The following is a 21,056-nucleotide window of genomic DNA, read 5'->3' on the forward strand; positions in this document are numbered from 1 at the left end:
CGAACCTAGCGCCGCGGGCCGCCGCCTGGCGGTTCCGTCGGACGCACGGGTCCCGACCGGTCACAATGGCCGCATGCCTCTGCGTCGACGCCGCGCCGACCCCACGGACCCGCCGCCTGCCCCGGGCCGCCGGGTCGGGCGACCGAGCCTGGTGCGTCGCCTCACGACCTGGCTGGGCGTGGCGATGATGCTCACCGGCGTCGTGCTGCTGGGGTACGTCGGCTGGCAGTTCTGGGGCACCAACTGGACCTCCCAGCGAGCGCAGGAGCAGGTGCGGACCAGCCTGAAGCAGCAGTGGGAGCAGCCCGGCCAGAACCTGCGGCCGGCGTACGTCCCCCAGGGCAAGGCCTCGGCGCTGATCCGGATCCCGCGCTTCGGCGACGACTACGTGGTGCCGGTGCTCGAGGGCACCACCGACGAGGTGCTGGCCAAGGGCTACGGCCACTTCGCCGACACGGCCGACCCCGGCGAGGTCGGCAACTACGCCCTCGCGGCGCACCGCGTCACCCACGGCGAGCCGCTGCGGCGGATGCCCGAGCTGCGGCCGGGGGACCAGGTGGTGGTGGAGACGGTCGACGCGACCTACACCTACCGCCTCGACACCGACCCCAACGCGCTGGTGATCCCCTTCACGGGGGTCTGGGTGCTCGACCGGGTGCCGAAGAACCCCCAGGCCGGCGGCGTGCAGCCGGCGCAGCGGGCCGGCCAGAAGCTGATCACGCTCACCACCTGCTCCGAGCTGTTCCACACCGACGACCGGATGATCGCGTTCGGCCACCTGGTCCGGACCGAGCCCAAGACCGGCGCCTGAGGCCGGCTCGCGGGTCGCGCCGGCGGGCCCCGGTAGCCTTCGCCCCATGCCAGCGCCCCACGACGACGCCGTGCCCGACCCCGACCTCGCCCGGGACGTCGACGCCATCTGCCGCCTGACCGGCGAGTTCACGCTGCGCTCGGGGCAGGTGGCGAGCGAGTACTTCGACAAGTACCTCTTCGAGGCCGAGCCCGCCCTGCTGGCCCGTGTGGTCGAGCAGATGCGGCCGCTGCTGCCCGCCGACACCGAGCTGCTCGGCGGCCTCGAGCTCGGCGGCGTCCCGATCGCCACCGTGCTCTCCGCCCGCACCCTGCTGCCGGCGCTGTTCGTGCGCAAGCAGGCCAAGGAGTACGGCACCTGCAAGCTGGCCGAGGGACCCGACGTGGCCGGTCGCCGCGTGACCCTGGTCGAGGACGTCATCACCACGGGCGGCGCCGTGCGCGACGCGACGCGTGCGCTGCGGGAGGCGGGCGCGGTCGTCGAGACGGTCGTGTGCGCGATCGACCGCAGCCCCGAGGGCGAGAACCCCCTGGCCGACGTCGGCCTCGAGGTCCGCCCGGTGCTGACCAAGGCCCAGCTCGACGCGGTCCACGCGTGAGCGCCGCGACCGCGCTGCTCCCGCTGGCGACGTCGGGCTCGGAGGACCTCGGCGGCCTGGCCGGCTTCGCGGTCGACCTGATGGAGAAGCTCGGCGGGCCCGGCGCGGGCCTCGCCGTCGCGCTGGAGAACCTCTTCCCGCCGATCCCCAGCGAGGTGATCCTGCCCTTCGCCGGCTTCGCGGCCAGCCGCGGCGACTTCACCCTCGTCGGCGCCATCTTCTGGACGACGCTGGGCTCGCTGGTCGGCGCCTGGGCGATGTACGGCATCGGCGCGGGCCTCGGCCGCCGTCGGATGTACGCCGTGTGGGCGCGCGTCCCGCTGGTCAAGACCGAGGACCTGGAGAAGACGGAGGCGTGGTTCGCCCGCCACGGCGGGAAGGCGGTCTTCCTGGGCCGGATGGTCCCGATCTTCCGCAGCCTGATCTCGGTGCCGGCCGGCCTGGAGCGGATGTCGTTCGGCCTGTTCACCCTCTACACCGTCGCCGGCAGCCTGATCTGGAACAGCGTCTTCGTGCTCGCGGGCTACGGCCTGGGCGAGCAGTGGGACACCGTCGGCCCCTACGTCGGCACCTTCCAGAACGTCGTGATCGCGCTGGTGGTCGCCGCGATCGGCTTCTTCGTGGTGACGCGCGTGCGCGGCATCCGGGCCGAGAAGCGCGCGGGCGGCCCGACGGCGTGAACGACCCGCGCCAGGAGCAGCGGGCGCCGTACGACCCGATGCCGCACGGCCCCGACGAGGTCGGGCTGGGGCCCTGGCAGGGCGAGTGGCCGACCGGGCCGCAGTGGGACCCCGAGCTGCTGGCGCAGGGCGACCGGCGCAACGTCGTCGACCGCTACCGCTACTGGACGCTCGAGGCGATCGTGGCCGACCTCGACGAGCACCGGCACGACTTCCACGTGGCCATCGAGAACTGGCAGCACGACTTCAACATCGGCACCGTCGTGCGCACCGCCAACGCGTTCCTGGCCGCCGAGGTCCACATCGTCGGCAGGAAGCGGTGGAACCGTCGCGGCGCGATGGTGACCGACCGCTACCAGCACGTGCGCCACCACGAGACGCCAGCCGACCTGGCCCGCCACCTCGCCGACCAGGACGTCGCCCTCGTGGGGGTCGACAACCTGCCGGGCTCGGCCCACCTCGAGACGTGGGAGCTGCCGCGGCGGGTGTGCTTCCTGTTCGGCCAGGAGGGACCCGGGCTGTCGGAGGCCGCGCGGAAGGCCTGCGACGGCACCTTCTCGATCGCGCAGTTCGGCTCGACCCGCTCGATCAACGCCTCGGCCGCCGCCGCGATCGCGATGCACGCCTGGGTGGTCCGGCACGCCGACCTCGACGTGGCCTGGCGGGGCTGAGCGACGGTGGCGGCTCGGTGGACCTGGCTGGGGCGGCGCATCGAGGCGCTCGACCCCGAGACCGACAGCGACGAGGTGATGCGGCTGCTGGCCGAGCACCAGCTCAACCTGCCGATCATCAACCTCACCCTGCTCGTCACCACCGCCCAGACGGCGCTGCCGCCGTCGGCGTCGGCGACGCTGGTCGGCACCGGCAAGCTGCTGCACCGCGGCGAGCAGCGCTTCGCCGACGGCAGCGGCTACCTCGTCACGTGGTTCCGCCACGGCGCCCGCAGCCCCGAGACCCGCGCCTCGGTGGAGCGGCTCAACCGCTACCACCTCGGCCTGGCCCGCAGCTTCCCCGGCGCCTTCGGCGACAACGACGAGTACCTCTACACGCTGTGCGCCATCGGCAGCTTCGTGCCCCGGATGCGCGAGACCCTCGGGCTGCCGCCGCAGAGCCCCACCCTCGACGTCGCCTGGCACCACTTCCTGCGCGACCTGGCCGGGCTCTTCCGCGGCGAGCACGGCCCGGTCACCGGTTTCCCCGAGGACCTCGCCGGCATGCGCCGCTTCGCCGAGGACTTCGAGGCGCGGCCCTGGCCGGCCACCGACGAGGGCCGCGAGCTGGTGGCCGGCATGGTCCAGCAGTACGCCGACCGGTTCTTCCCGCCGCCGATGCACTGGTTCGCCCGCGCCCAGGCGCTGCTGCTGATGCCTCCACGGGTCCGCGAGGTGCACCGCACCAGTGAGCCCGGCCGGGTCTCCGGGGCGGTCGTGCGGTGGCTGATGCGCCAGGTCATCGGCGCCCAGGAGAGCTGGTGGCCGACGCGTCGCCGGCCGCTCTCGGCGTACGTCGACAGCCGGCGGGGCCGGGCCTCCCGGCGCCGCCGCGAGGCCCGGATGCAGCGCGTCTACGACCGCCGGGTCCGCCGCGGCGAGGTCGTGCCGCCGGTGCGGCTCCACGGCTGAGACGGCCCGACGCGACCGGTCAGGTCAGCACGGCGGCGACCAGCGTCAGCACGCCCATGATCACCAGCAGCAGCCCGAGCCACGCGGCGGCCACCGCGAGGTGGTGCCACACGTCTCGGGCCGGGCCGCGGGCGGCGCCGCGGCCGACGAGCAGCACCAGCACCGACAGCGCCAGGCCGATGAGCGCGGCGAGCAGGTCGGGCGAGCCGAACGACGGCAGCAGCGACTCCAGCGCGCGGTAGACCGCGATCCCGAGGTTCGACAACCCGCTGAGCACCAGGGCGACGGCGAGCACGAAGGCGACGAGGGCGCGGGACTCCCGGCTGAGCGGCGGCATGGCCGCGACCCTACGGCCGGTCGGGGCACGGGCCCGTCCACTAGGGTGGAAAAACAGTCGTCACCCTGCTTGCCAACGCTGCCGAGGAGCCCGCCGATGCCCATCGCCACGCCCGAGAAGTACGCCGAGATGCTCGACACCGCGAAGGCGCAGGAGTTCGCCTTCCCGGCGATCAACGTGTCGTCCTCGCAGACGCTCAACGCGGCGCTGGCCGGCTTCGCCGAGGCGGGGTCCGACGGCATCATCCAGATCTCGACCGGCGGCGCGGAGTACCTCTCGGGCCCGACCGTCAAGGACATGGTGACCGGCTCGGTGGCGTTCGCGGCGTACGCCCGCGAGGTGGCGAAGAAGTACCCCGTCAACGTCGCGCTCCACACCGACCACTGCCCCCAGGACAAGCTCGACGGCTTCGTCCGGCCGCTGCTCGCGCTGTCCGCCGAGCGGGTCAGGAACGGCGAGGAGCCGCTGTTCCAGAGCCACATGTGGGACGGCTCCGCGGTGCCGCTGGAGGAGAACCTCGAGATCGCGCGCGAGCTCCACGCCGCCTGCCAGGCCGCCAAGATCGTGCTGGAGATCGAGGTCGGCGTCGTCGGTGGCGAGGAGGACGGCGTCGACAACGAGATCAACGACAAGCTCTACTCCACCCCCGAGGACGCCATCGCGACCGCCAAGGCCCTCGGCCACGGCGACGACGGCTACTTCATGACCGCGCTCACCTTCGGCAACGTGCACGGCGTCTACAAGCCCGGCAACGTCAAGCTGCGCCCCTCGGTCCTCAAGGACGCCCAGGAGGCGGTGGTGCGGGAGTTCGGCCTCGAGGCCGGGTCCAAGCCCTTCCACCTCGTCTTCCACGGCGGCTCCGGCTCGAGCGCGGAGGAGATCGCCGAGGCGGTGTCCTACGGCGTGGTCAAGATGAACATCGACACCGACACCCAGTACGCCTTCACCCGCCCCGTCGCCGGGCACATGCTGGCCAACTACGACGGCGTCCTCAAGATCGACGGCGAGGTCGGCAGCAAGAAGCTCTACGACCCCCGCGCCTGGGGCAAGGCCGGCGAGGCCGGCATGGCCGCCCGGGTCGTCGAGGCCTGCGAGCACCTCCGCGCCTCCGGTCGCTCCCTGGGGTAGGTGGCGCGGCGGGCAGCGGGCGGCGGCGGCGTACGAGCGGGCGGGCATGTAACGCTCCGTTCCTGTGCGTGAGTGCCCCCTGCAACGGGTGTACGTCGCCCGTAACGGAGCGTTACATGCGCCGAGCCGAGCCGAGCCGGCCGAGCCGGCCGAGCCGGGCCGGGCCGAGCCGCTCGATCGTCGTCCACAAGGCCGCCGTCGGTGCTGGTCGTCCACAGGCCACGGTCCACGGACCGCACGGAGCCTCGGCGCGGCTCAGGGTGGCGTCGTGCTGCCTGCTCTCGCCCTGCTCGCCGCTCGCCAGGGCGGGCTGGTCGCGCGTCGGCAGTGCTACGCGGTCGGCATGACCGACGAGGACCTGCGGGCGATGCTGCGTCCTGGTGGTCCGTGGGCAGTGGTGCGTCGGGGCGCGTACCTCCCGCGTGAGCGGTGGGAGGCCGTCACCGACCCGTGGGAGCGGGTGCTGCTGCGTGACCGGGCCGCCGACCTCGTCATGGAGACCGCGCACGTGATGAGCCACGACTCGGCTGCGCGGGCGCTGGCCGTCCCGATGCTGCGACCCCGGGCGCCGCTGGTGCACGTCACCCGGCCGGGGGTGGGCGGCTCGCGCACGAAGGCCGGGGTCAAGCACCACCTGACCCGCATCGAGCTCGCGGGGCTCCGCGACGTCGACGGCCTGGTCGTCACCGGACCCGCGAGGACAGCGCTCGACCTCGCTCGCGAGCACGGCCTCGCCGCCGGCGTGGTCGCCCTCGACCACGTGCTGGCCTCCGGCACCGCGAGGCGCGAGGTCGAGGCCGAGCTGGCGGTGATGTGGTCGTGGCCGCAGGTCAGGACGGCGCGCGAGGCGCTTGCGCTCGCGGACCCCGGCGCCGAGTCGCCGGCCGAGAGCCTGGCCCGGCTGTTCGTCGGGTCGCTCGGGGTCGGGCCGGTCGAGACCCAGTTCCCGGTCGAGTGCCGCGGCACCGTCTTCTGGGCCGACCTGCGGGTCGGCTGCCACGTGATCGAGGTCGAGGGCGTGGCCAAGCTGGTGCCGGTGGGTGACGGTGGCCTCGCGACGAGGTCCACCCGTGAGCTCCTCCGCGCCCGGGAGGAGCGCGGGCGGCTCATCCGCGCCGCGGGCCTCGGCCTGTCGTACGTCGGCTGGGACGACCTCTTCGGCCGCGCCCGCGAGCACACCCGCGACTGGCTCACCCGCGACATCCGCCTCACCGAGCAGCGCCACGGGTCCGAGCTGCCGACCCACCTGGCCGAGCGGGCGGCGTACCTCCGGCGGCACCACCCCCGCCGCCGGTCGTGACAGCGGGGCGCGTCGGCGGCCCGCCCGTCGCATGTAACGCTCCGTTACCAGCGGCGTACATCCGTCGCCAGGGGCACTCACGCACAGGAACGGAGCGTTACATGCGGGCCGGTCGCCGGCCCTGCCCTGCCCGCCCCACCCACCCGGCCCGCCACCCCCGTGGGAGCATCGGGACATGAGTGACTCGATGCTCGGACGTGACCTGATCGCGGGGCCGCCCCCCACGCAGCTGCCGGTGGACCCGGCGGGGGCGGAGCTGGAGGCCGGTGACGTGCCCGCCGAGGTCGTGCGGCGCCACCCGGAGTCGCCGCTGGCGTGGGCGACGCTGGCCGAGCTCGCGCTGGGGGACGACGCGGTCGACGACGTGACGGCGTACGCCTACGCGCGGGTGGGGTACCACCGCAGCCTCGACTCGCTGCGCCGCAACGGGTGGAAGGGCCACGGGCCGGTGCCGTGGTCGCACGTGCCGAACCGCGGGTTCCTGCGGGCGCTGGCCGCGCTCACCACCGCGGCGGGACGCATCGGCGAGGACCACGAGCAGCAGCGCTGCGCCGACTTCCTGCGCGACTCGAGCCCGGAGGCAGCCGAGCAGCTGCTCTGACGGGCTGGCCCACGGGAGCCGCCCGACGGCAGCCCCGGAGCTACGCGCCCGGCACGATCATCGTGTAGGCGCCGTGCTCGACGTGCCAGGAGCGGCGGCGCTCGGGGCCGCTGATCTCGCCGTCGGCGGAGAGGTAGAAGTCCTCCCCGCTGATGGTGACGGCCTTCGCCCGGTGGCTGAGCACGTCGTCGCGCTCCTCGTGCTTGCCGCGCACCAGCTCCGCGACGTAGGTGAAGCGCTGCAGCGGCCCGGTGGCCAGCGAGACCATCACGTCGAGGCGGCCGTCCTCGGGGTCGGCGTCGGGCGTCAGCTCGGTGCCGCCGCCGACGCTGGCGCCGTTGCCGATCGCCACCATCAGGACGGGACGGTCGACGTCGACGAGGATCTCGCCGTCGGCCTCGATCCGCAGCCGGACGTACGGCGGCTGGAAGGCCGCCAGCACGGCGCCGATCGGGTAGCCCAGGATCCCGATGCCGAAGGGCCCCAGGCGCTTCTTCCAGCGGGCGCCGCGACGGCTGGCCTGCGCGCTGGCGCCGACGTGCACGTTGTTGACCACCACCTCGCCGGTCTCGTCGACGACGAGGTCCATCGGGTGGGGGCTGCCCTCGAGCAGGGCGGTGGCGGCCTCGGCGGGGTCGAGCGGGATCCCGAGGGTGCGGGCGAAGTCGTTGCCGGTGCCGAGGGGCAGCAGCCCCAGGGTGTGCTTGCCGAGCTCGTGGCGCTTGTGGAGCGCCGCCACGACCGCGTGCAGGCTGCCGTCGCCACCAGCGACCACCAGGGTGCGGCAGCCGGCCCGCTGCAGGACCCCGTCGAGCTCCCCGGGGTTGCTCGTGCGGGCCACCTCCACGTCGGCGCGCTCCCGCAGCACCTTCAGGGCGGCGTCGAGGTCGTCGCGCTCGCCACCGCCCGCCTCGGCGTTGGCGATGACGAGAAAGGGGTCCACCGGGTCAGGGTAGTGGTCCCACCCCGGACGCGGACGAATCCGGCGCAGGCCGTCCCGGTGGTAGCGTGAGGCCGCACTGAGCCCGGTGCCCACCGGGCTCGTGCTGTGTCCAGGGCCCCTCGAGGGGCCGGTTCGACACCCTGATGGAGGGGTGCACATGCCTGCGATCGTCGTGCTCGGAGCCCAGTGGGGTGACGAGGGCAAGGGCAAGGCCACCGACCTGCTCACCACCGAGGACGCCATCGACTTCTGCGTCCGCACCAGCGGTGGCCACAACGCCGGCCACACCATCGTCGTGGACGGCCAGAAGTTCGCCACCCACCTGCTGCCCAGCGGCATCCTCACCCCCGGGTGCACCTCGGTGATCGCCAACGGCGTGGTGATCTCGCCCGAGGCCCTGTTCCGCGAGCTCGACGCCCTGCTGGAGCGCGACGTCGAGCTCGGCCGGCTGGTGGTCAGCTCCAACGCCCACGTGATCGCGTCCTACCACTCGACGATCGACAAGGTCACCGAGCGCTTCCTCGGCAAGAACAAGATCGGCACGACCGGCCGCGGCATCGGACCGGCGTACGCCGACAAGATCAACCGCGTCGGCATCCGGGTCGCCGACCTGTTCGACGAGGACATCCTCGAGCAGAAGGTCGAGGCGGCCCTCGAGGTCAAGAACCACCTGCTGACGAAGGTCTACAACCGTCGCGCCATCACGGTCGAGGAGGTCGTCGAGGACCTCCGGTCCTACGCCGACCGCCTGCAGCCGATGGTCGAGGACACCTCGCTGCTGCTCAACCGCGCGCTCGACGACGGCCGCACCGTGCTCTTCGAGGGCGCCCAGGCCACCATGCTCGACGTCGACCACGGCACCTACCCGTTCGTGACGAGCAGCAGCCCCGTCGCCGGCGGCGTCTCGACCGGCTCGGGCGTCGGGCCCACCCGGATCGACCGCGTTATCGGCGTCATCAAGGCCTACACCACCCGCGTCGGCTCGGGCCCGTTCCCGACCGAGCTGTTCGACGCCGACGGCGAGAAGCTGTGGCGCGTCGGCGGCGAGGTCGGCGTCTCGACCGGTCGCGACCGGCGCTGCGGCTGGTACGACGCCGTCGTGGCCCGCTACGCCACCCGCGTCAACGGCCTCACCGAGCTGTTCATGACCAAGCTCGACGTGCTGTCGAGCTGGGAGAAGGTCCCGGTCTGCGTGGCGTACGACGTCGACGGGGTCCGCCACGACGAGATGCCGCTGACCCAGAGCGAGTTCCACCGCGCGAAGCCGATCTACGAGCACCTCGACGGCTGGGCCGAGGACCTCTCGGGCTGCCGCAGCTTCGAGGACCTGCCGAAGAACGCCCAGCGCTACGTGCAGGCGCTGGAGGAGATGTCGGGCGCGAAGTTCTGGGCCGTCGGCGTGGGCCCGGGCCGCGAGCAGACCATCGTCGTCAACGGCTGAGGAGCCGCGTCCGCAGCCGGTCGGCGCCCGGTCCCCCGAGGTCGGGCAGCACCACGTCGCGCCCGGTGACCAGGAGCAGCAGGTCGCCCACCGGGGCTCGCACCTCCTCGCCCTCGCCGGCCGTCCAGGCGTGGTCGGTCGCGACCAGGCGCACCGGACCCAGCCGCCGCTGGGCCCGGAACGGGAAGCCCATCGACCAGGCGCGCTCGGCGGCCGCCGCGGCGGCGTCGGGCGGGACGGCGCGGGTGCGGCCCAGCGGTCGCACGACGTCCTGGGCGTGGACGAGCACGTCGATCAGCGGCTCCAGCGGCGAGACCAGCGGGGCGCGCCGGCGCGACCCCACCATCGCGCGCAGCCGTGCGGCGTGCTCGCCGACGGGGCGCCGCGCCTGGCGCCGGGCGGTGTCGCGGATCATGACGTCGAAGCGGCCGCCGGAGCGCACCACGTCGACCAGGGCCTGCGCCGCCCCGGTGTGGGCCAGCGCCAGGTGGGCCGCGACGTCGCGCACCCGCCAGTCGGTGCACAGCGACGGGTGCTCCCACTCCTGCGCATCGAGGTCGTCGAGCAGGTCGGCCACCTCGAGGCGCTGCTGGTCGACGTGGGCCCAGATCGTGTCGACGTCCATGCCGACCTCCGAACAACTAGTACGATGGTCGAACCATGATGGTTCGATCGTCTGACCGAGGTCAAGACCCCGAGCTCCACCTCGGGGTGCTGTGCCTGATCGCGCACCGGGCGGCGGAGACCCGGGTGATGGAGCGGCTGCACGCGGCGGGGTACGACGACCTGACCGTCACCCAGGCCCGCGTCTTCGCCCGCCTCGGGCCCGAGGGCACCCGCGTGGGCGACCTCGCCGAGCAGGCCCAGGTGACCAAGCAGACCGCCACGGCGCTCGTCGACCAGCTCGAGCGCCGGGCCTACGTCGAGCGCGTGGCCGACCCGGCCGACCAGCGGGCCCGGCTGGTCCGCTTCGCCCCGCGGGGGACCGAGGCGTGCGCGGTCGCGCGTCGCGCCGAGGAGGAGGTGCGCGAGGAGTGGGAGGCCCACCTCGGTCCGCGGGCCGCCGCGCAGCTGCGCTCGGCGCTGGAGAAGCTGCGCGAGATCACCGACCCGTGGGCCTGAGCGCGGCGCCGATAGGATCACCGCCCGTGAAGACCCTCGTCATCGGCACCGGCGGCCGCGAGCACGCCCTCGCGCTCGCCCTGTCCCGCGACCCGGGCGTCAGCGAGGTCCACGCGGCCCCGGGCAACCCGGGCATCGCCGCCGTCGCCACCCTCCACGACGTCGACCCGCTGGACGGCCGCGCGGTCGGCGACCTCGCCGTCGCGCTCGGCATCGACCTGGTCGTGGTCGGGCCCGAGGCGCCGCTGGTCGCGGGGGTGGCCGACGCGGTGCGCGCCCGCGGGATCAGCTGCTTCGGGCCCTCGCAGGAGGCGGCCCGCCTGGAGGGCTCCAAGGCCTTCGCCAAGGACGTCATGGCCTCGGCCGGGGTGCCGACGGCCATGGCCCGGGTGTGCACCACGCCCGAGCAGGCCGAGGAGGCGCTCGACGCGTTCGGCCCGCCGTACGTCGTCAAGGAGGACGGCCTCGCCGCCGGCAAGGGCGTGGTCGTCACCGAGGACCGCGAGGTCGCGCTGGCGCACGCGCTGGCCTGCGAGCAGGTGCTGGTCGAGGAGTTCCTCGACGGCCCCGAGGTCTCGCTGTTCGCGCTGACCGACGGCTACACCGTCTACCCGCTGCAGCCCGCCCAGGACTTCAAGCGCATCGGCGACGGCGACGCCGGCCCCAACACCGGCGGCATGGGCGCCTACACGCCGCTGCCGTGGGCGCCGCCCGGCCTGGTCGCCGAGGTGCTCGACTCGGTGCTGCAGCCGACCGTCGACGAGCTGGCCCGCCGCGACACCCCCTTCGCCGGCCTGCTGTACGCCGGCCTCGCGCTCACCTCGCGCGGCACCCGGGTGGTGGAGTTCAACGCCCGCTTCGGCGACCCGGAGACGCAGCCGCTGCTCGCGCTGCTCGACTCCCCGCTGGGCGTGCTGCTCAAGGCCAGCGCCGACGCCGCCCTCCACGAGGTCGACCCGCCGCGGTGGCGCAGCGGCGCGGCGGTCGCCGTCGTCATGGCCAGCCGCGGCTACCCCGAGGGCTCGAGCTCCGGCGACGTCATCACCGGCACCGAGCAGGCGCAGGCCCACGCCGACGTCGTCCACGCCGGCACGGCCCTGCGCGACGGCGACCTGGTGACCGCAGGGGGGCGCGTCCTGGCCGTCACCGCGGTCGGCGACGACGTCGCCGACGCCCGCGACCGCGCCTACCGCGGCGTCGCCGAGATCAGCTTCACGGGCGCCCAGTGGCGCACCGACATCGCCGCGAAGGCGGCCCAGGAGGAGTCCGCATGAGCGTCCCCAACGTCCTCGCCACCCGGTACGCCGCGGCCGACCTCGCCGCGATCTGGTCGCCCGAGCACAAGATCGTGCTCGAGCGGCAGCTGTGGATCGCCGTGCTCCGCGCCCAGCGCGACCTGGGCGTCGACGTCCCCGACGGCGTCGTCGAGGACTACGAGGCCGTCGTCGACCAGGTCGACCTGGCCAGCATCGCGGCCCGCGAGCGGGTCACCCGCCACGACGTCAAGGCGCGCATCGAGGAGTTCTGCGCGCTGGCCGGCCACGAGCACGTCCACAAGGGCATGACCTCGCGCGACCTGACCGAGAACGTCGAGCAGCTCCAGGTGCTCTCGAGCCTGCGGCTGGTGCGCCAGCGGGTGGTCGCCACGCTCGCCCGGCTGGCCCGCCTGGCCACCGAGCACGAGAGCCTCGTGATGGCGGGCCGCTCCCACAACGTCGCCGCCCAGGCCACCACCCTGGGCAAGCGCTTCGCCACCGTCGCCGACGAGGTGCTGGTCGGCCTCGAGCGCCTCGACGACCTGGTGGGCCGCTACCCGCTGCGCGGCATCAAGGGTCCGATGGGCACCTCCCAGGACATGCTCGACCTGCTCGACGGCTCGACCGCCGGCCTCGCCGACCTCGAGCAGCGCGTCGCCGACCACCTCGGGTTCGCCCGCGTGCTGACCAGCGTCGGCCAGGTCTACCCGCGCTCCCTCGACTTCGACGTGGTCTCCGCGCTCGTGCAGCTGAGCGCCGGCCCCTCCAACCTCGCCACCACGATCCGGCTGATGGCCGGCATCGAGCTGGTGACCGAGGGCTTCAAGGAGGGCCAGGTCGGCTCGTCGGCGATGCCCCACAAGATGAACACCCGCTCCTGCGAGCGGGTCAACGGCCTCGCCGTGGTGCTCCGCGGGCACCTCTCGATGGTCGGCGAGCTGGCGGGCGACCAGTGGAACGAGGGCGACGTCTCGTGCTCCGTCGTGCGCCGGGTGGCCCTGCCCGACGCGTTCTTCGCCCTCGACGGTCTGTTCCAGACCTTCCTCACCGTGCTCGACGAGTTCGGCGTGTTCCCGGCCGTCGTGCAGCGCGAGCTCGATCGCTACCTGCCGTTCCTCACCACCACCAAGGTGCTGATGGCGGCGGTGCGCAACGGCGTGGGCCGCGAGCAGGCCCACGAGGTCGTCAAGGAGCACGCGGTCGGGGTGGCGCTGGAGATGCGCCAGGGGCTGGCCGAGAACGACCTGTTCGCCCGGCTCGCCGGCGACGAGCGGCTGGGGCTCACGCGCGCCCAGATCGACACCCTCGTGGCCGAGCCCATCGAGTTCACCGGGGCCGCGCGCGACCAGGTCCAGGCGGTCGTGCGGCGGGTCGCCGAGGTCGTCGACGCCGACCCGGAGGGCGCGGCATACGCCCCCGGCGCCATCCTCTGACCCTCGCGCGCAGCGGCGCGGCGGCCGCGGACACGCAGGTCACGAAGCGGTCACGGACCGGTCGGCGACCCTGGCGGTCGTCGGCGGGGGCCGCATAGGTTCGACGGGTTCTGACCCGCCTCCGTGAGATCCACGGGGCGAGGCTCGTCTCGAGGAGCAACATGAACCTGTCCCGCACCCGGCGCGGCCTGCTGACGGCGACCGCCGCCGTCACCACCGCCGCGCTCGTCGCCACCAGCGGCGGCGTCGCCGAGGCCAAGCCGGCCAAGAAGCCGACCGTCAGCCAGGCGTCGAAGCAGTTCCGCAAGGCCGTCACCGTGAAGGGCATCGAGCAGCACCTGGACGCCTTCCAGGGCATCGCCGACGACCACGACGGCACCCGCGCCAGCGGCACCCCCGGCTACGCCGCCTCGCGCGACTACGTCGTGAAGAAGCTGCGTGCCGCGGGCTACAAGCCCCAGGTCCAGTCCTTCGACTTCCCGTTCTTCTCCGAGGACGGCGCCGCCCAGCTCGCGCGGGTCTCGCCCAGCGCCAAGACGTACGCCGAGCCCGCCGACTTCGCCACGATGACCTACTCCGGGAGCGGCGACGTCACGGCCGCGGTCCAGGTCGTCGACACCACCTTCGAGCGCACCGAGACCTCGACGAGCGGCTGCGAGGACTCCGACTTCGCCGGCTTCACCGCGGGCAGCATCGCCCTCATCCAGCGTGGCACCTGCAGCTTCTACGACAAGGCGCTCAACGCCAGCGAGGCCGGCGCCAGCGCGGTGCTCGTGCTCAACCGCGGCACCACCGACGAGACCGGCCCCGTCGCCGGCACGCTCGGCGAGCCGGGCATCACCATCCCGGTGCTCGGCATCAGCTACGACGCCGGCGTCGAGCTCGGCGCCCAGGGCACCACCGCCCGCGTCGTCACCGAGACCACCAGCGAGGTCCGCAAGACCTACAACGTCGTGGCCGAGACCGCCAAGGGCGACCCGGGCCGGGTCGTCATGGCCGGCGCCCACCTCGACAGCGTCCCCGAGGGCCCCGGCATCAACGACAACGGCTCCGGCTCGGCCACGATCCTCGAGGTCGCCGAGCAGCTGGCCAAGCAGAAGACCCTCAAGAAGAAGGTCCGCTTCGCCTGGTGGGGCGCCGAGGAGCTCGGCCTGCTCGGCTCCTACGACTACGTCGACGGCCTCAAGGCCGACAACCCCGGTGCGCTGGAGGACATCGAGGCCTACCTCAACTTCGACATGGTCGGCTCGCCCAACTTCGTGCGCTTCGTCTACGACGGCGACAACTCGCTCGGCACCGGCGTCGACGGTCCGGAGGGCTCGGCCCAGATCGAGGACCTGTTCGTGAACTACTTCAGGTCCCAGAAGCTCGCCACCGAGCCGACCGCCTTCGACGGCCGCAGCGACTACGGCCCGTTCATCGAGAACGGCATCGCCGCCGGTGGGCTGTTCACCGGCGCCGAGGAGGTCAAGACCGCGCGCCAGGCCCGGATCTACGGCGGCACCGCCGGCGAGGCGTACGACGCCTGCTACCACCAGGCCTGCGACGACCGCGACAACATCAACCGCCAGGCGCTCGACCAGATGTCCGACGCCGTCGCCCACTCGGTCTACACGCTGGCCAGGAGCGGCAAGTCGCTCACCAGCCAGGGGCAGTTCAAGTCCCGGTCCGCCCGGGCCGCGGGCGCCCGCGTGCAGGGTCACGGCGCCCTGCGCTAAGGCCCGGCCGGGCCCCCCACGGGGGGCCGACCAGGACGCGTGAGGCGGGGCCGCTCCCTCCCGGAGCGGCTCCGCCAGCACCGTCGCCGCGTGTCGTGAAAGTTTTTTCTCACCTGAATGTCCGTTTTGCCCCCGCGACCCTCCGTCATCCCTAGGATGAGTGCATGACTCGGGCCGCCGGGGCCCAGCACTACGGAGGGGACACCACCATGAACATGAAGAGCCGCGGGATCCGTGGAGCGCTTCTCGCCGTCACCGTCGCGATCGCCGTGTCGGCCGTGCCGGCCGCCGGTGGCGCAGCGGACGCCGCTCCCAAGGCCCCCAACAAGGCGATCCTCAAGGCGATCCTCTGACCCGAGTCACGAACGCCCGAGACCGACTTAGGGACGCACCGGACACCCGGTGCGTCCCTTCGTCGCGTCCGGGGTCGGGACGGCCGGATCCGGCCTCCCCGTAGGCTGCGCGCGTGCACAACATCCCGCCCGCCCCCGTGATCGCGGGTGCCGCGCACCTCCACTCCGGCAAGGTCCGCGACCTCTACCGCCTCGACGACGGTCGGCTGCTGATGGTGGCCAGCGACCGGATCTCGGCCTACGACTACGTGCTCGACACCCCCATCCCCGACAAGGGCGAGATCCTCACCCGGATGTCGCTGTGGTGGTTCGACCAGCTGGCCGACCTGGTGCCGCACCACGTCGTCTCCACCGAGGTCCCCGAGCCCGTGCGCGGCCGGGCCGTCGTGTGCGAGGAGCTCGCGATGTACCCCGTCGAGTGCGTGGCCCGCGGCTACCTGACCGGCTCGGGCCTGCTCGACTACCAAGCGACGGGCGAGGTGTGCGGCGTACGCCTGCCCGGCGGCCTGACCGAGGCGAGCCGGCTCCCCGAACCGATCTTCACGCCCGCGACCAAGGCGGCGCTCGGCGACCACGACGAGAACGTCTCCTTCGAGGCGGTCGCCGGCGACATCGGCGCCGGGCCCGCCGCCGAGCTGCGCGACCTGACCCTGGCCGTCTACGCCCGGGCCGAGCAGGTCGCCCGCGAGCGCGGCATCCTGCTGGCCGACACCAAGCTCGAGTTCGGCACGCGCCGCGACGCGTCGCGCGGCGAGGTCGGCACCATCGTGCTGGGCGACGAGGTGCTCACCCCCGACTCCAGCCGCTACTGGCCCGCCGACGACTGGGAGCCCGGCCGCGTGCAGAGCTCCTTCGACAAGCAGGTCGTGCGCAACTGGCTCACCGGCGAGAGCGGCTGGGACCGCAGCACCGGCCAGCCCCCGCCGCCGCTGCCCGACGAGGTGGTCGAGCGCACCCGCTCGCGCTACGTCGAGGCCTACGAGCGCCTGACGGGGGAGCGGTTCTGATGCGACGCTCCACCACGCTGCTCTACGACGTCCCCGCCGAGGTGGCCTTCGACTACCTCAGCGACCCGACCCACCGGCCGGAGTGGCAGTCCTCGCTGCGCCGCGTCGAGGTGCTCGACCCCGGCCCGGCCCACGACGGCCAGCGGTGGCTCGACCACACGGCCGTCGGGCTGGTCGCGGCGATGCGCACCACGGCGTACGCCCCCGCCACGGAGTGGTCCGAGACCGGCACCTGGCGCGGCATCGCCGCCGACCTGACGCTGCGCTTCGAGCCGCACGGCTCCGGCTGCCGTGTCCACGCGGAGTTCTCCGTCCACGGCCGCGGGGCCTGGTCGGCGATCGGCGTCGCCGCCACCACGGTCGGCCTGCCCGCCGTGCGGGCCGACCTCGCCACGGCCGGTCGGATCCTCTCCGAGAGGCACCACCCGTGAGGCGCGTCGTGCTGATGACGCTGTCCGGCCTGATGGTCCTGGTCGGGCTGCTGTGGACGCTCCAGGGCCTGGGCTACGTGCAGGGCAGCTTCATGTCGGGCGTGCGGCTGTGGTCGCTGATCGGCCCGGTCGTCGCGGGCTTCGGGGTGGCGCTGGGCCTGGTCGCCCTGCGCGGCCCCCGGCAGTAGGCAGTAGGCAGTAGGCACCGGACCAGGCCCGGCCCGACCCCACCGGACCGGCCCGGGGCTCAGAGCTCCGGGTCGCGCCAGGCCACCTGCACCACGTCGACCCCGCGGTCGCGGGTGACGAGCTGGCCACGGCCGGCCACGGACTTGCGCGGCTTGGTGGTGCCGACGAGCTGGCCCTCCTGCGGGTCGCCCGAGAGCAGCAGGCCCGGCATGGCGAGCTCGCGCAGCGACTGGATGACGGGCTCGTACATCGCCCGGGCCGCGCCACCGGAGCGCCGCGCTACCACCAGGTGCAGGCCGACGTCGCGGGCCTGGCCGAGCAGCGGCACGAGCGGGGCCAGCGGCGAGCTGGAGCCGGTGACGACGAGGTCGTAGTCGTCGACCACGACGAACACCTCCGCGCCGGTCCACCAGGAGCGGTCGCGCAGCTGCTGCGGCGTGACGTCGCCGCCCGGGAGCCGGGTCTGCAGGTACGCCGCGAGCTCCTTGATCACCGGGTCCGCCTGCGAGGCGTTGGTGAGGTACTCGACCTGGTAGTCCTCGGGCACCTCGCCGAGCAGCGAGCGCCGGTAGTCGACGGTGAACACCTGGGCCTGGGCCGTCGTGCGCGTGCGCATGACCTCCCGCAGGTAGGTGCGCAGCAGCGCGCTCTTGCCCGAGCGGGAGTCGCCGAAGACCAGCAGGTGGGGCTCGCGGTCGACGTCGAGGCCGACCGGCGCGAGGTCGCGCTCGTCGATCGCGAGGTAGACCAGCCCGTCGGTCAGCCCGTGGCGACGCTCGGCCTGGGCCAGCACGTCGGTGAGGTCCACGCGCTCGGGCAGCAGCCGGAGCTTGGGGCCCTGCGGGCCGGTCCACGCCTTGCGGCTGCGCTCGACGAAGTCCTCGACGCCCTGGCCGACCGTGCGCGGGTCGGAGCTGTCGTCGACCCGGGGCAGCGCCGCGAGGAAGTGCAGCTTGCTGCCCCACCGCTGCACGATGCCGCGACCGGGACGACCCGACGGCACCAGCTGGGCGACCTTGCGGTCGATCTCGGAGTCGAGCGGGTCGCCGAGCCGCAGCTCGAAGCGGTTGCCGAACAGGTCGCGGATCGCTGCGCGGTAGTCGGCCCACCGGCTGGCGGCGGTGATCACGTGCAGGCCGAAGGTGAGGCCGCGCTGGGCCAGCACCTGGATCTGCATCTCGAGGTCGTCGAAGTCCGAGCGCAGCGTGCCCCAGCCGTCGACGACGAGGAAGACGTCGCCGTAGCCGTCGTCGGCGGTGCCGGCCGCGCGGCGCTGGCGGTAGGTCTCGATGGAGTCGATGCCCTGGCTGCGGAAGTACTTCTCGCGCCGGTCGACGATGCCGGTGACCTCGGCGAAGGTGCGGCGCACGACGTCGGGCTCCGAGCGCGTGGCCACGCCGGCGACGTGGGGCGAGGCGACCATGGGCGCGAAGGTGCCGCCGCCGAAGTCGAGGACGTAGAACTGCGACTCCTGGGGGGTCGTGGTCAGCGCGACGCTGGCCACGATGGTGCGCAGCAGCGTGCTCTTGCCCGACCGGGGTCCGCCGACGACGGCGACGTGGCCACCAGCGCCCGACAGGTCGGCCTCGAGGACGTCGCGGCGCTGCTCGCGCGGCCGGTCGACGATGCCGAGGGGGACGACCAGGCCGCCGCGCGAGCGCCACCCGGGGGAGTGCAGGCCGTGCTCGGGGGTCTCGGCCAGGTCGCCCATCAGCTGGTCGAGGCTGTCGGGCAGCTCCAGCGGGGGCAGCCAGACCTGGTGGGCCTCGGGGCCCTGGCCGACCATCAGGTCGACGGCGATGTCGAGGACCGAGCGCGAGTCGGCGGGAGCCGCGGCGACGGGCGCGACCTCCTGGTGCTCGTCGGAGTCGACCCGCGGGGGCAGCACGTGGGCGGTGGTGAAGGGCAGGATCGTGGTGGTCGTGCTGCCGGCGGCGCGCCCGCGACGGCTGCGGCGGGGCGGTGGTCCGGAGACGTACGACGCCTTGAAGCGCAGCAGCGTGGACTGGTCGGGCTTGAGGTAGCCCAGGCCCGGCACGGGCGGCAGCTCGTAGGCGTCCGGCACGCCGAGGACGGCCCGCGACTCGGCGCCCGAGAAGGTCCGCAGGCCGACGCGGTAGGACAGGTGGCTCTCGAGGCCGCGCAGGCGGCCCTCCTCCAGGCGCTGCGAGGCGAGCAGCAGGTGCAGGCCGAGCGAGCGGCCGAGGCGGCCGATGGCGACGAAGAGCTCGATGAAGTCGGGCTTGGCCGAGAGCATCTCGGAGAACTCGTCGACGCAGATGAACAGGCTGGGCAGCGGCTCGAGGTCGGCGCCCTCGGCGCGGGCCTTCTCGTAGTCGCGGACCGAGGCGTAGTTGCCGGCCGCGCGGAGCAGCTCCTGGCGCCGGACCATCTCGCCCGACAGCGCGTCCTGCATGCGGTCGACCAGGGTGAGCTCGCCCTCGAGGTTGGTGATCACCGCGGACACGTGGGGCGCGTCCGCGAGACCGGCGAAGGTCGCGCCGCCCTTGAAGTCGACGAGCACCATGTTGAGCGTCTCGCTGGAGTGGGTGGCGAGCAGGCCGAGCACCAGGGTGCGCAGGAACTCCGACTTGCCCGAGCCGGTGGCGCCGATGACCAGGCCGTGCGGGCCCATGCCCTGCTGGGCGGACTCCTTGATGTCGAGGTGGATCGGCGAGCCGGCCTCGCCGGTGCCGATGGGCACCCGGAGCCGGTCGCGGGCGGGGCGCTTGCTCCAGGCCTTGGTGAGGTCGAGGTCGTGCACGTCGCCCAGGCCGAGCAGGTCGAGCAGCTCGGGGGTGGCGGCGCTGGGGTCCTCCCGCACCGGGCCGTCCTGCATCTCCAGGGGCGCCAGGCGGCGGGCGAACGCCTCGGCGGTGGCCAGGGCCATCTGGTCGCCGGCGGCCTTCGTCGGCGCCTCGCGCAGCCGCAGCGCCGTCAGCGGCACGCGACCGTCGGGCAGGGCCGCGGGCTCGAGGTGCAGGCGCAGCCGGCTGGGGTCCTCCAGGTCGCCCCACGAGGCGGGCAGGTCGAGGACGGTGATCCCCTCCAGGCCCTCCTCGGGCAGCAGGCTGTTGCCGGGGGGCAGCGCGCCGCCGTCCACCACGAGCAGCAGGTGCGGACGCGCCTCCTGGCCCTCGCCGGTGAAGCGGGGCCGGTCGCGCAGCTCGGGCGGGAGCATCGAGAAGACGTCCTCGAGGGAGTCGCTCACCATCCGGCTGCGGCCGAGTGCGTCGTTCTGCTCGGGGCTGTGGGCGTGGGGCAGCCACTTGACCCAGTCCCAGGCGGCGAGGTTGTCCTGCGAGGCCAGCACGGCCACGAGCAGGTCCTGCGGCGCGTGGGCGGCGGTCGCCGAGGTCACCAGGGCCCGGGCCAGGGCCCGCGACTGCTCGGCCTCGCCCGTCAGCTCGACCCGGCTGAAGGCGCCGAGCCGCAGCGCGGCGGGCAGGTCGGGCTGCACCCGGTGGACCGCGATCAGCCGGTGCAGGGCGGAGGCCGAGACGGGGTCGAGCTGGTCGATCGGGGCCGACTCCGGGGCCACCAGCTCCAGCGCCAGCGCCTGCGAGGTCACGCCGAAGCGGACCTGGAGGAACTCCTCGTCGTCCTTGCCGCGCTCCCACAGCCGCGACCGCTCCTCGGCCAGGGCCGGCAGGGCGGTGGGCTCGGGGAAGCGCCAGGCGAGGCTGCGCCGCTGCTGGTCGGCCGCCTCGCGGACCTGGGCGCGGACGCCGGCGAGGTAGCGCAGGTACTCCCGGCGTCCTCCCGCGACCTTGGAGCTGCGCTGCTTGCGCTGCCGGTCGACCTGGACGAAGACGAAGCCCAGCGTGGCGACGAGGAACATCGCCGCCGCGATGTAGCGGGTCGGCCCGCCCTGGCCGGCGGCCACGAACACGATCGCGCCGACGCTGCCGAGCATCGGCAGCGCCATCATGAGCGCGCCGCTCGCGCCCTCGTGGGGCTCGAGCTCCGGCGGGGGCTCGAGGTGCAGCTGCCCCTGGGGCATCTGGGGCACGTCGAGCGTGCGGTCGGAGCCCAAGGTGGCGGTCACAGCTGCCCTCCGCGTCGAGAAGTGGTGCGAGCGGGGGT

The 21,056-nt window shown here is 73.7% G+C and carries 21 protein-coding genes; 17 read left to right on the forward strand and 4 right to left on the reverse strand.

Annotated elements, in window-relative coordinates:
• The first annotated feature begins 73 nt into the window (after positions 1-73).
• Genes BLU55_RS15850 through BLU55_RS15870 form a run of 5 tightly spaced genes read left to right on the forward strand, consistent with a single transcriptional unit; the run spans position 74 to position 3,711 of the window.
• Positions 74-811, forward strand: a complete 738-nt coding sequence (locus tag BLU55_RS15850) for a class E sortase (protein ID WP_091731656.1) — start codon at positions 74-76, stop codon at positions 809-811.
• Positions 812-857: 46 nt separating this feature from the next.
• The gene (gene pyrE / locus BLU55_RS15855) at positions 858-1,409 is read left to right on the forward strand and encodes an orotate phosphoribosyltransferase (RefSeq protein WP_091731658.1); all 552 of its coding nucleotides are present in this window, start codon (positions 858-860) and stop codon (positions 1,407-1,409) included.
• Positions 1,406-2,089, forward strand: coding sequence for a DedA family protein (locus tag BLU55_RS15860; protein ID WP_231916913.1), 684 nt, complete (start codon positions 1,406-1,408; stop codon positions 2,087-2,089). The genes pyrE and BLU55_RS15860 overlap by 4 nt, the downstream gene beginning before the upstream one ends.
• 38 nt (positions 2,090-2,127) lie before the next feature.
• Positions 2,128-2,760 carry a TrmH family RNA methyltransferase gene (locus tag BLU55_RS15865; protein WP_091734092.1) on the forward strand — a complete coding sequence of 211 codons (633 nt, stop codon included), beginning with the start codon at positions 2,128-2,130 and terminating at the stop codon, positions 2,758-2,760.
• Positions 2,761-2,766: 6 nt separating this feature from the next.
• Complete coding sequence (locus BLU55_RS15870; RefSeq protein WP_091731661.1) at positions 2,767-3,711, forward strand: hypothetical protein; 945 nt, start codon at positions 2,767-2,769, stop codon at positions 3,709-3,711.
• Between the two features lie 19 nt (positions 3,712-3,730).
• Here BLU55_RS15870 and BLU55_RS15875 read toward each other — a convergent pair whose 3' ends face one another.
• The gene (locus BLU55_RS15875) at positions 3,731-4,048 is read right to left on the reverse strand and encodes a hypothetical protein (RefSeq protein ID WP_091731664.1); all 318 of its coding nucleotides are present in this window, start codon (positions 4,046-4,048) and stop codon (positions 3,731-3,733) included.
• A 96-nt stretch (positions 4,049-4,144) separates the two neighbouring features.
• Here BLU55_RS15875 and fbaA point away from each other — a divergent pair, with 96 nt between their 5' ends.
• The 3 genes from fbaA (at position 4,145) to BLU55_RS15890 (ending at position 7,077) form a co-directional block, all read left to right on the forward strand.
• Positions 4,145-5,176, forward strand: a complete 1,032-nt coding sequence (gene fbaA / locus BLU55_RS15880; RefSeq protein ID WP_091731666.1) for a class II fructose-bisphosphate aldolase — start codon at positions 4,145-4,147, stop codon at positions 5,174-5,176.
• Between the two features lie 268 nt (positions 5,177-5,444).
• Positions 5,445-6,476, forward strand: coding sequence for a hypothetical protein (locus tag BLU55_RS15885; RefSeq protein WP_091731669.1), 1,032 nt, complete (start codon positions 5,445-5,447; stop codon positions 6,474-6,476).
• A gap of 175 nt (positions 6,477-6,651) precedes the next feature.
• Complete coding sequence (locus BLU55_RS15890; RefSeq protein ID WP_091731672.1) at positions 6,652-7,077, forward strand: DUF3151 domain-containing protein; 426 nt, start codon at positions 6,652-6,654, stop codon at positions 7,075-7,077.
• Positions 7,078-7,117: 40 nt separating this feature from the next.
• On the opposite strand, the gene BLU55_RS15895 is transcribed toward BLU55_RS15890, so the two are convergent.
• Entirely contained in the window at positions 7,118-8,020 is a 903-nt protein-coding gene (locus BLU55_RS15895) for a diacylglycerol/lipid kinase family protein (RefSeq protein ID WP_231916914.1), read from the reverse strand.
• Positions 8,021-8,177: 157 nt separating this feature from the next.
• Here BLU55_RS15895 and BLU55_RS15900 point away from each other — a divergent pair, with 157 nt between their 5' ends.
• Positions 8,178-9,461: an adenylosuccinate synthase gene (locus BLU55_RS15900; RefSeq protein WP_091731677.1), complete on the forward strand. Its 1,284-nt coding sequence runs from the start codon at positions 8,178-8,180 to the stop codon at positions 9,459-9,461.
• Here the strand turns inward: BLU55_RS15900 and BLU55_RS15905 are convergent.
• Complete coding sequence (locus BLU55_RS15905) at positions 9,451-10,086, reverse strand: maleylpyruvate isomerase family mycothiol-dependent enzyme (RefSeq protein ID WP_091731680.1); 636 nt, start codon at positions 10,084-10,086, stop codon at positions 9,451-9,453. The two genes, BLU55_RS15900 and BLU55_RS15905, sit on opposite strands and share 11 nt — an antisense overlap.
• 35 nt (positions 10,087-10,121) lie before the next feature.
• On the opposite strand from BLU55_RS15905, the gene BLU55_RS15910 reads away from it, so the two are divergent.
• The 8 genes from BLU55_RS15910 to BLU55_RS15945 all read left to right on the forward strand — a co-directional run bounded on the left by BLU55_RS15910 (position 10,122) and on the right by BLU55_RS15945 (position 16,969).
• A complete protein-coding gene (locus tag BLU55_RS15910) occupies positions 10,122-10,583 on the forward strand; it encodes a MarR family winged helix-turn-helix transcriptional regulator (protein ID WP_231916915.1) in 462 nt (153 codons plus the stop codon).
• 26 nt (positions 10,584-10,609) lie between these two features.
• The gene (purD, locus tag BLU55_RS15915) at positions 10,610-11,857 is read left to right on the forward strand and encodes a phosphoribosylamine--glycine ligase (protein WP_091731683.1); all 1,248 of its coding nucleotides are present in this window, start codon (positions 10,610-10,612) and stop codon (positions 11,855-11,857) included.
• Complete coding sequence (purB, locus tag BLU55_RS15920; protein ID WP_091731685.1) at positions 11,854-13,272, forward strand: adenylosuccinate lyase; 1,419 nt, start codon at positions 11,854-11,856, stop codon at positions 13,270-13,272. The genes purD and purB overlap by 4 nt, the downstream gene beginning before the upstream one ends.
• Before the next feature lie 161 nt (positions 13,273-13,433).
• On the forward strand, positions 13,434-14,990 hold the full coding sequence (locus tag BLU55_RS15925) for a M28 family metallopeptidase (RefSeq protein ID WP_091731688.1): 1,557 nt from the start codon (positions 13,434-13,436) through the stop codon (positions 14,988-14,990).
• Between the two features lie 164 nt (positions 14,991-15,154).
• Positions 15,155-15,343, forward strand: coding sequence for a hypothetical protein (locus BLU55_RS15930; protein WP_091731690.1), 189 nt, complete (start codon positions 15,155-15,157; stop codon positions 15,341-15,343).
• Between the two features lie 122 nt (positions 15,344-15,465).
• Entirely contained in the window at positions 15,466-16,350 is an 885-nt protein-coding gene (locus BLU55_RS15935) for a phosphoribosylaminoimidazolesuccinocarboxamide synthase (protein ID WP_456237711.1), read from the forward strand.
• Positions 16,350-16,781, forward strand: coding sequence for an SRPBCC family protein (locus tag BLU55_RS15940; RefSeq protein ID WP_091731693.1), 432 nt, complete (start codon positions 16,350-16,352; stop codon positions 16,779-16,781). Before BLU55_RS15935 ends, BLU55_RS15940 begins: the two co-directional genes overlap by 1 nt.
• Positions 16,778-16,969, forward strand: a complete 192-nt coding sequence (locus BLU55_RS15945) for a hypothetical protein (protein ID WP_157682906.1) — start codon at positions 16,778-16,780, stop codon at positions 16,967-16,969. Before BLU55_RS15940 ends, BLU55_RS15945 begins: the two co-directional genes overlap by 4 nt.
• Positions 16,970-17,028: 59 nt before the next feature.
• On the opposite strand, the gene eccCa is transcribed toward BLU55_RS15945, so the two are convergent.
• Complete coding sequence (gene eccCa / locus BLU55_RS15950) at positions 17,029-21,018, reverse strand: type VII secretion protein EccCa (protein WP_231916917.1); 3,990 nt, start codon at positions 21,016-21,018, stop codon at positions 17,029-17,031.
• Positions 21,019-21,056: the final 38 nt, after the last annotated feature.

Origin of the sequence: Nocardioides scoriae (genome assembly GCF_900104965.1) — a bacterium.
Classification (GTDB): Bacteria; Actinomycetota; Actinomycetes; order Propionibacteriales; family Nocardioidaceae; genus Marmoricola; species Marmoricola scoriae.

What these genes read in the sequence shown, in the direction of transcription:
- BLU55_RS15900 (WP_091731677.1), top strand. Translation starts at nt 8,178, where the DNA reads ATGCCTGCGATCGTCGTGCTCGGAGCCCAGTGGGGTGACGAGGGCAAG.
- BLU55_RS15905 (WP_091731680.1), bottom strand. Translation starts at nt 10,086, where the DNA reads ATGGACGTCGACACGATCTGGGCCCACGTCGACCAGCAGCGCCTCGAG.
- BLU55_RS15890 (WP_091731672.1), top strand. Translation starts at nt 6,652, where the DNA reads ATGAGTGACTCGATGCTCGGACGTGACCTGATCGCGGGGCCGCCCCCC.
- BLU55_RS15925 (WP_091731688.1), top strand. Translation starts at nt 13,434, where the DNA reads ATGAACCTGTCCCGCACCCGGCGCGGCCTGCTGACGGCGACCGCCGCC.
- BLU55_RS15930 (WP_091731690.1), top strand. Translation starts at nt 15,155, where the DNA reads ATGACTCGGGCCGCCGGGGCCCAGCACTACGGAGGGGACACCACCATG.
- purB (WP_091731685.1), top strand. Translation starts at nt 11,854, where the DNA reads ATGAGCGTCCCCAACGTCCTCGCCACCCGGTACGCCGCGGCCGACCTC.
- BLU55_RS15850 (WP_091731656.1), top strand. Translation starts at nt 74, where the DNA reads ATGCCTCTGCGTCGACGCCGCGCCGACCCCACGGACCCGCCGCCTGCC.
- BLU55_RS15910 (WP_231916915.1), top strand. Translation starts at nt 10,122, where the DNA reads ATGATGGTTCGATCGTCTGACCGAGGTCAAGACCCCGAGCTCCACCTC.
- fbaA (WP_091731666.1), top strand. Translation starts at nt 4,145, where the DNA reads ATGCCCATCGCCACGCCCGAGAAGTACGCCGAGATGCTCGACACCGCG.
- BLU55_RS15940 (WP_091731693.1), top strand. Translation starts at nt 16,350, where the DNA reads ATGCGACGCTCCACCACGCTGCTCTACGACGTCCCCGCCGAGGTGGCC.
- BLU55_RS15865 (WP_091734092.1), top strand. Translation starts at nt 2,128, where the DNA reads ATGCCGCACGGCCCCGACGAGGTCGGGCTGGGGCCCTGGCAGGGCGAG.
- BLU55_RS15875 (WP_091731664.1), bottom strand. Translation starts at nt 4,048, where the DNA reads ATGCCGCCGCTCAGCCGGGAGTCCCGCGCCCTCGTCGCCTTCGTGCTC.
- pyrE (WP_091731658.1), top strand. Translation starts at nt 858, where the DNA reads ATGCCAGCGCCCCACGACGACGCCGTGCCCGACCCCGACCTCGCCCGG.